Origin of the sequence: Burkholderia sp. LK4, from assembly GCF_001043615.1 — a bacterium.
GTDB lineage: Bacteria > Pseudomonadota > Gammaproteobacteria > Burkholderiales > Burkholderiaceae > Burkholderia > Burkholderia cepacia.
This window is the reverse complement of the sequence record NZ_LDUL01000065.1, coordinates 67,320-80,792: the sequence shown is the minus strand read 5'-3', so window position 1 is coordinate 80,792 and position 13,473 is coordinate 67,320. Positions and strand designations below refer to the sequence as shown.

Genomic DNA, 13,473 nt, shown 5'->3' with positions numbered 1-13,473 from the left:
CCCGGAGAGAGGGCAAAATAAAGCGCACTATCCGCTTCCGATAGAACCCGTCGCAATTCCGCAAGACGCTTGCGTCACCCTTACCTAAACTTGATCCTGTTGAACCCTCTTACGAAACCGAAAGGAACGACCATGACGACCTCGACCGTGACCCGCCAGACATTCGACGAAGTGATGGTGCCGGTATTTTCTCCCGCGCCGTTCGTGCCGGATCGCGCAGAGGGCTCCCGCGTGTGGGACACGGCCGGCCGCGAGTACATCGATTTCGCGTGCGGCATCGCGGTGACGTCGCTCGGCCACGGCCACCCGGAACTGCTGAAAGTCCTGGACGAACAAAGCCGCAAGCTCTGGCACATCGGCAACGGCTACACGAACGAGCCGGTGCTGCGCCTCGCAAAGCGCCTCGAATCGCTGACCTTCGCCGACCGCGCGTTCTTCGCGAACTCGGGCGCGGAAGCGAACGAAGCCGCCCTGAAACTCGCGCGCCGCGTCGCGTTCGACCGCCACGGCGCCGACAAGGCGGAAATCATCTCGTTCGTGCAGTCGTTCCACGGCCGCACGTTCTTCACGGTCAGCGTCGGCGGCCAGCCGAAGTACTCGGAAGGCTTCGGCCCCGTGCCGGCCGGCATCACGCACCTGCCGTACAACGACATCGAAGCCGCGAAAGCCGCGATCGGCCCGCAAACCTGCGCAGTGATCGTCGAGCCCGTGCAAGGCGAAGGCGGCGTGATCCCGGCCGATCCGGCATTCCTGAAGGCACTGCGCGAAGCCTGTGACGCGCACGACGCACTGCTGATCTTCGACGAAGTGCAAACGGGCGTCGGCCGCACGGGCCAGTTCTACGCGTACATGGACACGGGCGTCACGCCGGACATCCTCACGACCGCCAAGGCGCTCGGCAACGGCTTCCCGATCGGCGCGATGCTGACGACCAACGAACTGGCCGCGCACTTCAAGGTCGGCGTGCACGGCACGACGTACGGCGGCAACCCGCTCGCATCGGCGATCGCCGACAAGGTCGTCGAACTGATCGGCGACCCGGCACTGCTCGAAGGCGTGCGCGAACGCAGCGTGCGCCTGAAAGGCGCGCTCGAGCGCATCAACGCACGCTTCGGCATCTTCAAGGACGTGCGCGGCAAGGGCCTGCTCGTCGGCGCGGAACTCACCGCCGCATTCGATGGCCGCGCGAAGGACTTCGTCACCGCGGCAGCAGAAAACGGCCTGATCATGCTGATCGCCGGCCCGAACGTGCTGCGCTTCGTCCCGTCGTTGGTGATCCCGTTCGACCTGCTCGACGAAGGCGTCAAGCGCTTCGAGAAGGCCGTCGAACAAGTGCTCGCCGCCCAGGAAGCCACCGCGCGCTGATCGGCGCACCCATCGCAGACAGGAACGACGATGCTATTTGTTCGCCCCGGCAAACTCACGGATCTCGATGCGCTCGCGCACATGGCGCGCACCGCGCAACCGGTCCTGCACTCGCTGCCGCACGACCGCGCGGCGCTCGAAGCGCGCGTGGCGCTCTCGGAGGATTCGTTTCGCGCGGACGTCGACTTCGCCGGCGAGGAGTTCTATCTCTTCGTGCTCGAGGATTCGTCGACGGGCAAGTTGCTCGGCACGGCGAGCATCGTGGCCGCGGCCGGTTACTCGGAACCGTTCTACGCGTTCCGCAACGACGCCCTGATCCACGCGTCGCGCGAGCTGCACGTGAACCGCAAGATCCACGCGCTCACGATGTCGCACGAGCTGACCGGCAAGAGCCGGCTCGCGGGCTTCTACGTCGATCCGTCGCTGCGCGGCGACGCGGCCGCGCACCTGATCTCGCGCGCCCGGATGATGTACATCGCCGCGAACCGCCGCCGCTTCACGCTGGAAGTGTTCACGCTGCTGCTCGGCGTGAGCGACGACACGGGCGCGTCGCCGTTCTGGGAAGCGGTGGGCCGCAAGTTCTTCGGCCGCAACTTCACCGACGTCGACATCGCGTCGGGCGGCCGCAGCCGCACCTTCATCGCGGAAGTGATGCCGGCGTATCCGCTCTACGTGCCGCTGCTGCCGGAAGCCGCGCAGCGCGTGCTCGGCGAGCCGAACCAATCGGCACTGCTCGCCTACGACATCCATCTCGAGGAAGGCTTCGAGCCCGACCGCTTCGTCGACATCTTCGACGCGGGCCCGGTGCTCACCGCGCAGGTCGACCGCACCGCGTGCGTGAAGCACGGCACGGAGCGCGTCGTGCGCGAAGCCGCGCACCAGCAGGGCGACGTTGCGTACATGGTGTCGACGGGCAGCGGCGAATCGTTCCGCTGCGTGCTGGCCGACCTGCCGGGCGATGCGGCCGACGCGCCGCTCGCCGGCGACGTGCGCGCGGCGCTCGATGTGAAGGATGGCGATGTCGTGCGCTGCGTGCCACTGCACCGCCGCGACGATGAAGATTTGAAGGGAGACGCAGCATGATCGTCGTTCGGGTCGTACAAACGGGCGACGTCGACGCGCTCGTGTCGCTCGCGAAGGAAACCGGGCCGGGCCTGACCACGTTCAAGCCCGACCGCGACGCGCTCGCCGCGCGCATCGAGCGCACGCGCCGCACGCTCGAGGGCGAGGCAGCGCCCGGCGAGGCCGGCTACTTCTTCGTGATGGAAGAATCGAAGACGGGCGACATCGCGGGCGTATGCGGGATCGAGTCGCAGGTCGGCCTCGAACAGCCGTTCTACAACTACCGCGTGAGCACGGTCGTGCACGCGAGCCAGGAGCTCGGCGTGTGGACGCGCATGCACGCGCTGAACATCTCGCACGACCTGACCGGCTACGCGGAAGTGTGCTCGCTGTTCCTGAGCCCGCGTTATCGCACGGGCGGCGTGGGCGGCCTGCTGTCGCGCTCGCGCTTCATGTTCATCGCGCAGTTCCGCGAACGCTTCCCGGAACGCATCTGCGCGGAACTGCGTGGCCACTTCGACGAAGACGGCACGTCGCCGTTCTGGCGCGCCGTCGGTTCGCACTTCTACCAGATCGATTTCAACGCGGCCGACTACCTGAGCTCGCACGGCCGCAAGTCGTTCCTCGCGGAACTGATGCCGCGCTATCCGGTGTACGTCGACCTGCTGCCGCAGGACGCGCAGGACGCGGTCGGCCTCACGCACCGCGATACGCTGCCGGCCCGCAAGATGCTCGAGGCGGAAGGGCTGCGCTACCAGAACCACGTCGACATCTTCGACGCGGGCCCGGTGCTCGAATGCCACGTGAACGACCTGCGCACGGTGCGCGAGAGCGTCGTCGTGCCGGTCGCGATCGGCGTGCCCGACGCGCAGGGCGACCATCCGCCGACGTCACTCGTGTCGAACACGTCGCTCGCCGATTTCCGCGTCGGCGTCGCGCCGGGCGTGGTCGCGAACGGCTCGTTCGTGCTGTCGGCCGACGATGCCGCCGCGCTCGACGTGAAGGCCGGCGATCCGGTCCGCGTGCTGCCGCTCAAAGTCAAACAGGGATAAACGAATCATGACGGAACTCTTCATCGACGGCGCCTGGGTCGCAGGCTCGGGCCCCGTGTTCGCTTCGCGCAACCCGGGCACCGACGAGATCGCATGGCAGGGCGAAAGCGCGTCGGCGGCCGACGTCGACCGTGCGGTCGCGAGCGCGCGTCGCGCATTCGCCGGCTGGTCGGCGCTCGACTTCGAATCGCGCTGCGCGATCGTCAAGCGCTTCGCCGCATTGCTCAACGAACGCAAGGAAGCGATCGCGACCGCGATCGGCCGCGAGACGGGCAAGCCGCTGTGGGAAGCGCGCACCGAAGTCGCGTCGATGGCCGCGAAGGTCGGCATTTCGATCCAGGCCTACCAGGAACGCACCGGCGAAAAGCGCCAGGACATGGCCGACGGCGTCGCGGTGCTGCGCCACCGCCCGCACGGTGTCGTCGCGGTGTTCGGCCCGTACAACTTCCCCGGCCACTTGCCGAACGGCCATATCGTGCCCGCGCTGATCGCCGGCAATGCGGTCGTGTTCAAGCCGTCGGAGCTCGCGCCGGGCGTCGCGCGCGCGACGGTCGAGGTGTGGCAGGAAGCCGGGCTGCCGGCCGGCGTGCTGAACCTCGTGCAGGGCGAGAAGGACACGGGCATCGCGCTCGCGAATCACCGGCAGATCGACGGGCTGTTCTTCACCGGCAGCTCGGACACCGGCACGCTGCTGCACCGGCAGTTCGGCGGCCGTCCGGAAATCGTGCTCGCGCTCGAGATGGGCGGCAACAATCCGCTCGTGATCGGCGAAGTCGAGGACATCGACGCGGCCGTCCATCACACGATCCAGTCGGCGTTCCTGTCGGCCGGCCAGCGCTGCACGTGCGCGCGCCGCATCTTCGTGCCGCAGGGCGCGTTCGGCGACCGCTTCCTCGCGCGTTTCGCCGACGTGACGTCGAAGATCACGGCCGACGTGTTCGATGCCGATCCGCAGCCGTTCATGGGCGCGGTGATCTCGGCGCGCGCGGCCGCGAAGCTCGTCGACGCGCAATCGCGCCTGATCGAGCGGGGCGCGAAGCCGATCATCGCGATGACGCAGCGCGATCCGCGCCTGGGCTTCGTGAACGCGGCGATCGTCGACGTGACGGGCGTGGCGAACCTGCCCGACGAAGAACACTTCGGCCCGCTCGCGCAGATCGTCCGCTACGCGACGTTCGACGAAGCGATCGAGCGCGCGAACGACACGGCATTCGGCCTGTCCGCCGGCCTGCTCGCCGACGACGCGAACGCATGGGACCACTTCCGCCGCACGATCCGTGCGGGGATCGTCAACTGGAACCGTCCGACCAACGGCGCATCGTCCGCCGCACCGTTCGGCGGCACCGGCCGCTCGGGCAACCATCGCCCGAGCGCGTACTACGCGGCCGACTATTGCGCGTATCCGATGGCGTCGGTGGAAAGCACGCAACTGACTTTGCCCGCGAGCCTGTCGCCGGGCCTGCACTTCTGATCGAGGGAACGACGATGAACGCACAAGAAGCCAATTTCGACGGGCTCGTCGGCCCGACCCACAACTACGCCGGCCTGTCGTTCGGCAACGTGGCGTCGCTCAACAACGAGAAGTCGGCCGCGAACCCGAAGGCCGCCGCGAAGCAGGGGCTGCGCAAGATGAAGCAGCTCGCGGATCTCGGCTTCGCGCAAGGCGTGCTGCCGCCGCAGGAGCGGCCGTCGCTGCGCCTGTTGCGCGAGCTCGGCTTCTCGGGCAAGGACGCGGACGTGATCGCGAAAGCCGCGAAGCAGGCGCCCGAACTGCTCGCCGCCGCGAGCTCGGCATCGGCGATGTGGACCGCGAACGCGGCCACCGTCAGCCCGTCGGCCGACACGAGCGACGGCCGCGTGCACTTCACGCCGGCGAACCTCTGCAGCAAGCTGCACCGCGCGATCGAACACGAAGCGACGCGCCGCACGCTGTCGACGCTGTTCGCCGATCCCGCGCACTTCGCGGTGCACGAAGCGCTGACCGGCACGCCGGCACTCGGCGACGAAGGCGCGGCGAACCACACGCGCTTCTGTGCCGAATACGGCAAGCCGGGCATCGAGTTCTTCGTGTACGGCCGCGCGGAATATCGCCGCGGCCCCGAGCCGAAGCGCTTCCCGGCACGCCAGACCTTCGAGGCGAGCCGCGCGGTCGCGCATCGCCACGGGCTCGCCGAAGAAGCGACGGTGTATGCGCAGCAGGACCCGGACGTGATCGACGCGGGCGTGTTCCACAACGACGTGATCTCGGTCGGCAACCGCGACACGCTGTTCACGCACGAGCGCGCGTTCGTCAACAAGCAGGCGATCTACGACACGCTGACCGCCGCGCTCGACGCACGCGGCGCGCGCCTGAACGTGATCGAGGTGCCCGAAGCGGCCGTGAGCGTGAACGACGCGGTCACGTCGTATCTGTTCAACAGCCAGCTGCTGTCGCGCGCGGACGGCTCGCAAGTGCTCGTCGTGCCGCAGGAATGCCGCGAGAACGGGAACGTCGCGGCTTATCTCGACGAACTCGCGGCCGGCAACGGCCCGATTCACGACGTGCTCGTGTTCGACCTGCGCGAAAGCATGAAGAACGGCGGCGGCCCGGCATGCCTGCGCCTGCGTGTCGTGCTCAACGACGCGGAACGCGCGGCCGTCACGTCGAACGTGTGGATCAACGACACGCTGTTCACGTCGCTCGACACGTGGATCGACCGGCACTATCGCGATCGCCTCGCACCGGAAGACCTCGCCGATCCGGCGCTGCTCGACGAATCGCGCACGGCGCTCGACGAGCTCACGCAGATCCTGCGCGTCGGTTCGCTGTATGACTTCCAGCGCTGAGGCACGGATGCCGGCCAACGTGCTGCTCGACGACTTCCTTGCGTTCACGCTGGCCGGTAGCGCGCCGTCCGTGACGGACGGCACCTGCGCGGCCGGCGCCGTGCGCTGGTCATGGCGCGGCGACGGTCTGTTCGCGCTCGAACCGGCCGCGGCCGCCGGCGCGGCGCGCCCGAGCGTGCTCGTGTCGGCCGGCGTGCACGGCGACGAGACGGCGCCGATCGAGCTGCTGTCGATGCTCGTGCGCGATCTCGCATCGGGCGCGCTGCCGCTCGCGTGCCAGCTGCTCGTCGTGCTCGGCAACGTGCCGGCGATGCGTGCCGGCGAGCGTTATCTCGACGACGACCTGAACCGCCTGTTCAGCGGCCGTCATGCGCAGGTGCCCGCCAGCCGCGAAGCACCGCGCGCCGCGCAGCTGGAAGCGGCCGCCGCCGCGTTCTTCGCGGACGCGCCGGCCGGCGCCGCGCGCTGGCACATCGACATGCACACGGCGATCCGCGCGTCGGTGTTCGAGCAGTTCGCACTGCTGCCGCACACGGGCACGCCGCCGACGCGCACGATGTTCGAATGGCTCGGCGACGCGCGCATCGCGGCCGTGCTGCTGCATACCGCGAAGGGCAATACGTATTCGCATTTCACGGCCGAGCACTGCGGCGCGCTCGCGTGCACGCTGGAACTCGGCAAGGTGCGTCCGTTCGGCCAGAACGACCTGACGCGCTTCGCATCGGCCGATCGCGCGGTGCGCCAGCTCGTGTCGGGCGCGGGCGGAGATGCGGTCGCGCAGGGCGATCATCCGCCGCTGCCGCGCGTGTTCACGGTGATCGACCAGATCACGAAGCAGAGCGACGCGCTGGAGCTGTTCGTCGCGGCCGACGTCGCGAACTTCACCGCGTTTGCACGCGGCACGGTGCTCGCGCAGGACGGCGACTACCGCTACACGGTGACGCACGACGAGGAACGGATCGTCTTTCCGAACCCGACCGTGAAGCCGGGCCTGCGCGCGGGCCTGCTCGTCGTCGACACGACGCGCGAGACGATCGCGGCGCTCGTTTGAGCGCATGTCCCGACCGGCTGCCGATTGCGCTGCTGCGACGGCACGCGGCCCGTGCCTGACCCGCAACCCGTCGGTATCCCGTCGTCGCCCGCATGCCGGGGCTGACGGCACGCGCCCCCGGCTTGCGTATTTGCGACACCGTTTTGCAAGTTCGGCGGATCGCCTGACCGGCGCCGCGCGCGCAGCGCAGCATCGCGCGACGTCGCCCGCTTTGCCATATCGGGCCGCGCGGATTGGTACAATCGCGGCCTTGCGGCTGTTGCGCCGCATCACGGCGTGGCATCGCGATTGTCGTGGTCATCCGACCCTGCAATGATGCAAGCGCCCGTAGTTCCGGAACATTCGAGTATCGAGGAGAGCACCTGATGAAGTTGGATTGGCGTAAAGTGGCCGCGCATGCGGTGGTGGCGGCATCGGCGGTGGCGGCAGGCAGTGCGGTTGCCGCGGATCTGAAGGAGATCCGGTTCGGCGTCGAGGCCTCGTACGCACCGTTCGAATACAAGACGCCCGACGGCAAGCTGACCGGCTTCGACATCGACATCGGCAACGCGGTGTGCGCGAAGCTGAAGACGAAGTGCGTGTGGGTCGAGAACGACTTCGACGGCCTGATCCCGGCGCTGCAGGCGCGCAAGTTCGACGCGATCAACTCGGACATGACGATCACCGACCAGCGCAAGCATGCGATCGCGTTCACCGATCCGATCTACACGATTCCGAACCAGCTGATCGCGAAGCAGGGCAGCGGCTTGCTGCCGACCCCGCAATCGCTGAAAGGCAAGCGCGTCGGCGTGCTGCAGGGCACGATCCAGGAAGCGTACGCGAAGAAGAAGTGGGCGCCGGCAGGTGTCGAGGTCGTGCCGTACCAGACGCAGGACCTGGCCTACGCCGACCTGAAGTCCGGCCGTCTCGATGCGACGTTCCAGGACGCGGAAGCCGGTTCGAAGGGCTTCCTGGCGAAGCCGCAGGGCCAGGGCTTCGCGTTCGCGGGCGGCACCGTGAGCGACGCGGAGATCCTCGGCTCGGGCGTCGGTTTCGGCCTGCGCAAGAACGACGCGGCGCTGAAGACCGCGCTCGATCAGGCGCTGAAGGACCTGAAGGCCGACGGCACGATCGACAACCTCGCGAAGAAGTACTTCAGCGTGCCCGTGACGCTCAAGTAAGCGTTGCGCTCGATCGCACGACGCAAGCAAACCGGCCGCTCATGCGGCCGGTTTGCTTTTGGAGGCGGGAAGGGGAGGAAAGCGGCGGGGGGCCGCCGCGTCACGCCGGAAAGAACCGGCCCAGTTCGCGCGCGAGCTCGTTGAGCACGCCCATCTCCTGCTGCGTGATCTTGCGCGCGGGCTGCGCGCCGGCCCAGTCGCCGTACAGCAGCGCGACGGTCGTCGTGCCGACGCGCACGGGCAGCAGCACGAACGCGCGCGTGTCGTCGAACGCGTCGAGATACCACGCGGGCAGGCGCTTGAGCATCTTCGGCTCCCGTGCCTGCTCGATGAAGATGCCGACCGAGTTCGAGATCGCGAGATGAAACACGTCCGGCTCGAAGCGCTCGTCGAAGCGCAGCCGGTCGAGCATCGTGTCGACGCCGGGGCCGAAGCCGAGGCGCGCGGCGAACATGCCGTCGTCGTGACGCACGAACATCACGGTGCGCGTGAACGCGAGGCCGGCCAGCAGGCTTTCCGACGCGAGCGCGAGTACCGGCGTCAGCACGTGCTCGGACGGCAGCGCGCGCAGGTCCGCGAGGCCGGCTTCGAGGCACGCCTCGGGTTCGGCTTGCGCGCGCGCGATCGCATCGGCGTTCGCGCGCAGCTCGACGATCTCGCGCATCATGGTGTCGCTCGCTTCCTCGCGCGCGAGCCGCTCGGCGATCTCGACGAGCGCGTCGGGTTCCATGCCGAGTTCCGCGCCGTAGTGCTGCGCGAGCGCGGCGATGCGCGCGTCGCGCTGCGGGCTCGCGGGCATCACGAGCGCACCCGCGACGTCGGTCGAGCAGCGGCTGATCTCGCGCAGCCAGCGGACGCGCTCGGTCGGGCCGTCGTCGGACACCTCGCCCGCATCGAGGTCGTCCTCGTCGTGGCCGAACGCGTCGGTGCGGACCAGGTGGTCGTGGTCGGCCATCCCCGCGCGGATCACGTCGGGCAGCCGCCAGCGCGCGGCCGCCTCGAGCCCGATCTCGTCGAAACCGACACCGAGCACGTCGATGCAGGCGGCCGCTTCGTCGCCGTTCAGTTCGGCCGCGCGGCGGCGGATCCGGTCCCATTCGCTGTCGAGATAGCAGACCACGAGCAGCTTGCCGACCTGGCGCATCAGCGTGCAGACGACGGCTTCCTCGCCCGCGCGCAGCTCGACGCGTTCGGTAAGCTTGCGTGCGACGCAGCCGGACAGCAGTGCGCGGTTCAGTTCGAGCTTCGCGTCGATGCGCCGCGGCGTACTGTGGTGGAAATGGTCGACGAGCTTGAGCCCGACGACCAGGTGGCCGACGGCATCCATGCCGAGCACCATCAGTGCGCGGGTCACGGTCGTGATGTTGCCGCCGAACGCCATGTACATCGCGGAATTCGCGAGCCGCAGCACTTTCTGCGTGAGTGCGAAGTCCGACAGCACGACGCGCACGAGCGCGGTGAAGTCGAGGTCGTCGTTCTTCATCGCGGCCATCGTCGCGCGCAGCGATTCCGACAGCAACGGGAAATCGCCCCGTTCGTTCATCCGGGCCCACAGCTTGTCGAGCAGCGCGGTGCGGGGCAGGTGTTCGGTGATTGACATACGGATCTGTCCGGTTCGCCGCGCGTCAGGCGGCGGCGTGCAGGTGCAGCTGATGGGCCTCGAAGCGCCGCGCAAGCTCCTCGGACGGCAGCGCCTGGCAGACGAGCCAGCCCTGGATATGGTTGCAGCCCATTTCCGTCAGCAATTCGCGCTGCGCTTCGGTCTCGACGCCTTCCGCGACGAGCTCGAGATCGAGCGTCTGCGCGAGGCCGACCACGGCCGACACGATCGCGCGGTCATTGCGCGAGGTCAGCAGGTTCTCGACGAAACTGCGATCGATCTTCAGCTTCGCGAGCGGGAAGCGCTGCAGATACGCGAGGCTCGAATAACCGGTACCGAAGTCGTCGATCGCGAAGCGGATGCCGAGATCGGTCAGCTCCTCGAGCAGGCCCTTCGCCTGCGCGGGATCGTGCATCAGCAGGCTTTCGGTGATCTCGAGCACGATGCGGCGCGGGTCGATGCCCGTCAGCGCGATCGCCTCGCGCACGCTTTGCGTGAAACGCGGGTCGCGGAACTGCTGCGGCGACACGTTGACCGCCACGTACTGCAGTGCGAGCCCCTGGCGATCCCACGCGACGAGCTGCATGCACGCGGCCTTGAGCACCCAGTTGCCGAGATAGTTGATCAGGCCGATCGATTCGGCGAGCGGAATGAAGGTCGCCGGCGGCACGAGGCCGTGCACCGGATGGCGCCAGCGGATCAGCGCCTCGACGCCGACCACCGCGCCCGACTGGCTGCGCGTGATCGGCTGGAAATGGAGCGAAAACTCGCCGTTGCGCACGCCGTCGTACAGGTCGGCCTCGAGCTTCAGCCGTTCGGCATCCGCCGGGTCGTCGACGGGCGCGTGGAACGCGAGCGCGTTGCCGCCCGACGCCTTCGCCTGCGCGAGCGCGTGGTCGGCACGGCGCAGCAGCGGGCTGTGGTGCTGCGCGCGATGCGGGGCGGCACGCTCGTCAGGGTAGAGCGCGATGCCGATGCTCGCGGACAGGTGCACGGTCTGCCCCTGGTACACATAGGGCTGGCGCACCGCGGCCTGCAGCCGGCGTGCGAGTGCATCGGCGGCATTGCTCGCCTGCGTGCGGTCAGGCGCACTGAGCACGACCGCGAACTTGTCGCTCGCGACGCGCGCGAGCTGTTCGTTCTGCGTGACGAGCGCCTTCAGCCGCTGCGCGGTTTCGCGCAGCAGCGTGTCGCCCGCGTCGTAGCCGAGCGCGCGGTTGATCCGCTGGTAATCGTCGAGGTCGAGCAGCAGCAGTGCCGCGCAGGTGCCGCCTTCGTCGGCGGCCTGCTGCGCGCGCATCAGCGCGGGCACGAGCGCGGACAGGTTGTCGAGGCCCGTCATCGGGTCGTGGTGCATCTCGTAGGTCAGGCGCGCCTCGAGCGCGCGCCACGACGACACGTCGAACGCCGCGATCGCGAACCCGTCGACGCCATGGTGGCGGCTCTTGAACGCGCGGATCTCGACGTCGAGCGGGTAGGTCAGCGATTTCACGATGCACATCGTCGCCTTCTCGACCTGGCCGGAACGCGCGGCGCGCGCAAGCAGGCCTTCGAGCGCCGCGGTATCCTGTTCGGCGATCAGGTCGCGCAGCGTCAGCGTGTGCAGGTAGTCGCGGTGGTAGCCGATGAAGCGCAGGCTTGCGTCCGACACGTAAAGAAAACGCAGTTCGCGGTCGACATGGGCGAGGAAATCCACCGTGCCAACCGTCTGTTCCAGCCAGTTGCGTACGGAGTCGTCGCGGCGCGGGGCGCCGGCGCGCGCGGGCATCAGCGCGCCGCCCGACCAGGCGAAGCGGCGCAGCGTATGCAAGGCGCTGCGCCAGGAGCCCTTGCGTGACGTCTGTTTCCTGTTGGCTTCCATGTTTCTCGCTGACGTGAAGGGCTGGAACCGGTTGTCCGGAAGGAATAACGGCAGACTGTGCGGAATCTTTAACGGGCCGGGCGCGGGTGGCGCTGCCGCGGCTCCGAATCGGCCACGCAAGTGTTCGACAGGCGAACGCCAGCGTGACCCACATCGAGGCTGACTTTATAAGAAATGAGGATGCAGATGAAGCGAAAACTGTTGCTGGGCGCCGCCGTGGCGGCGCTGGTGGCCGGTCATGCACTGATGGCGCAGGCGGAACTGAAGCCGGGCGCCGCGGCGCCCGATTTCACGACGCAGGCGTCGCTGGGCGGCAAGACCTACACGTACGCGCTCGCGGACGCGCTGAAGCAGGGGCCGGTCGTGCTCTATTTCTACCCGGCCGCGTTCACGAAGGGCTGCACGATCGAGGCGCACGCGTTCGCGGACGCGGTCGACCGTTACAAGGCTTACGGCGCGACGGTGATCGGCGTATCGGCCGACAAGATCGACACGCTGACGAAGTTCTCGGTGAGCGAGTGCCGGAGCAAGTTCCCGGTCGCGGCCGATCCGGACGCGAAGATCATCCGGGAATATGACGCGAAACTGCCGGCGATCGACCGCGCGAACCGCGTGTCCTACGTGATTTCGCCGGAAGGGAAGATTCTCTACGAATACACGAGCATGTCGCCCGACAAGCACGTCGAGAACACGCTTGCAGCCGTGAAGGCGTGGGCCGACGCCCATCCGAAGCAGTAAACGGGCACCGGGGAACCGGGGCACCGCGTGCGTCAAGCGTCGAGGCGGCCCGTCGTGCGGGCCGCCGGTACGGATCGACGCGGCGGCGCGCGTGAGGGCGCTAGGCGCGCAAGGCCTGCTCGATCGGCACGCTGCCGCCGACGAAGCCGACGATCTTGCGCGAGATGCCAAGCTTGATCGCCTCGATCGCGGCCCAGGCGACATCCTGGCGCGACACGGGCGGGGCGCCGTCGAACCACGCGTCGGTCAGCGCGATCTTGCCGACGCCCGGATCGTCCGTGAGCGGACCGGGGCGCAGGATCGCGTAGTCGACGCCCGATGCGATCACGCGATCGTCGCCTTCGCGCTTCATCTGCGAATAGTGGCGCAGCGCGTCCGGGCCGAGTTCGGGCCGGTACGCGGACAGCGAGCTGATCACCACGAGCTTCTGTGCGTTGTAGGCCAGCGTGTATTCGGCCGCACGGGCGACCGCGTCGCGGTCGACCTGCTCCTCTTCGGCCGCGCCTTCCGATTCGGCCGATCCGGCTGCGTAGATCACGTGCGTGATGCCCTGGAATGCGTGCGAGAAATCGTTCGTCAGATCGGCCTCGACCACCCGCGCGCCCGCCAGCGCATAGCCGTGCCGGCGCACGAGCGCCGTGACCTCGAACTCCGGCTGCTTGAGCAGCAGATCCGCGCAGGCCTGGCCCGTTCGGCCGGTCGCGCCAATCAGCAGTACCTTCGTCGTCATGAAACCGCTCCTTGCTCGATGCGTCGTC

Annotated in this window: 11 protein-coding genes; 8 read left to right on the top strand and 3 right to left on the bottom strand. The window is 68.3% G+C overall.

Features of this window, described 5'->3' with window-relative positions:
- Positions 1 to 132 precede the first annotated feature (132 nt).
- The 7 genes from VK92_RS29630 (at position 133) to VK92_RS29600 (ending at position 8,516) form a co-directional block, all read left to right on the top strand.
- Positions 133 to 1,365, top strand: coding sequence for an aspartate aminotransferase family protein (locus tag VK92_RS29630; RefSeq protein WP_048024396.1), 1,233 nt, complete (start codon positions 133 to 135; stop codon positions 1,363 to 1,365).
- Between the two features lie 30 nt (positions 1,366 to 1,395).
- Positions 1,396 to 2,448: an arginine/ornithine succinyltransferase subunit alpha gene (gene aruF / locus VK92_RS29625; protein ID WP_048024398.1), complete on the top strand. Its 1,053-nt coding sequence runs from the start codon at positions 1,396 to 1,398 to the stop codon at positions 2,446 to 2,448.
- Positions 2,445 to 3,479 (top strand): arginine N-succinyltransferase, encoded by a 1,035-nt coding sequence (astA, locus tag VK92_RS29620; RefSeq protein WP_048024400.1) that lies wholly within the window; start codon positions 2,445 to 2,447, stop codon positions 3,477 to 3,479. The genes aruF and astA overlap by 4 nt, the downstream gene beginning before the upstream one ends.
- A 7-nt stretch (positions 3,480 to 3,486) precedes the next feature.
- On the top strand, positions 3,487 to 4,950 hold the full coding sequence (gene astD, locus VK92_RS29615; protein WP_048024402.1) for a succinylglutamate-semialdehyde dehydrogenase: 1,464 nt from the start codon (positions 3,487 to 3,489) through the stop codon (positions 4,948 to 4,950).
- 14 nt (positions 4,951 to 4,964) lie between these two features.
- Positions 4,965 to 6,305, top strand: a complete 1,341-nt coding sequence (gene astB / locus VK92_RS29610) for an N-succinylarginine dihydrolase (protein ID WP_021163198.1) — start codon at positions 4,965 to 4,967, stop codon at positions 6,303 to 6,305.
- Between the two features lie 7 nt (positions 6,306 to 6,312).
- Positions 6,313 to 7,356: a succinylglutamate desuccinylase gene (gene astE, locus VK92_RS29605; protein WP_048024403.1), complete on the top strand. Its 1,044-nt coding sequence runs from the start codon at positions 6,313 to 6,315 to the stop codon at positions 7,354 to 7,356.
- A 365-nt stretch (positions 7,357 to 7,721) separates the two neighbouring features.
- Positions 7,722 to 8,516, top strand: coding sequence for an ABC transporter substrate-binding protein (locus VK92_RS29600; RefSeq protein ID WP_048024404.1), 795 nt, complete (start codon positions 7,722 to 7,724; stop codon positions 8,514 to 8,516).
- Between the two features lie 100 nt (positions 8,517 to 8,616).
- Here the strand turns inward: VK92_RS29600 and VK92_RS29595 are convergent, their stop codons facing one another.
- Both VK92_RS29595 and cdpA read right to left on the bottom strand, forming a co-directional pair.
- On the bottom strand, positions 8,617 to 10,116 hold the full coding sequence (locus tag VK92_RS29595) for an HDOD domain-containing protein (RefSeq protein WP_048024406.1): 1,500 nt from the start codon (positions 10,114 to 10,116) through the stop codon (positions 8,617 to 8,619).
- A 25-nt stretch (positions 10,117 to 10,141) separates the two neighbouring features.
- Positions 10,142 to 11,884, bottom strand: coding sequence for a cyclic di-GMP phosphodiesterase CdpA (gene cdpA / locus VK92_RS29590; RefSeq protein ID WP_194290282.1), 1,743 nt, complete (start codon positions 11,882 to 11,884; stop codon positions 10,142 to 10,144).
- A gap of 279 nt (positions 11,885 to 12,163) precedes the next feature.
- Between cdpA and VK92_RS29585 the strand changes: the two genes are divergently transcribed.
- Complete coding sequence (locus tag VK92_RS29585; RefSeq protein ID WP_021161764.1) at positions 12,164 to 12,715, top strand: peroxiredoxin; 552 nt, start codon at positions 12,164 to 12,166, stop codon at positions 12,713 to 12,715.
- A 100-nt stretch (positions 12,716 to 12,815) separates the two neighbouring features.
- On the opposite strand, the gene VK92_RS29580 is transcribed toward VK92_RS29585, so the two are convergent.
- Positions 12,816 to 13,445, bottom strand: a complete 630-nt coding sequence (locus VK92_RS29580; protein WP_027787962.1) for an NAD(P)H-binding protein — start codon at positions 13,443 to 13,445, stop codon at positions 12,816 to 12,818.
- Positions 13,446 to 13,473 lie beyond the last annotated feature (28 nt).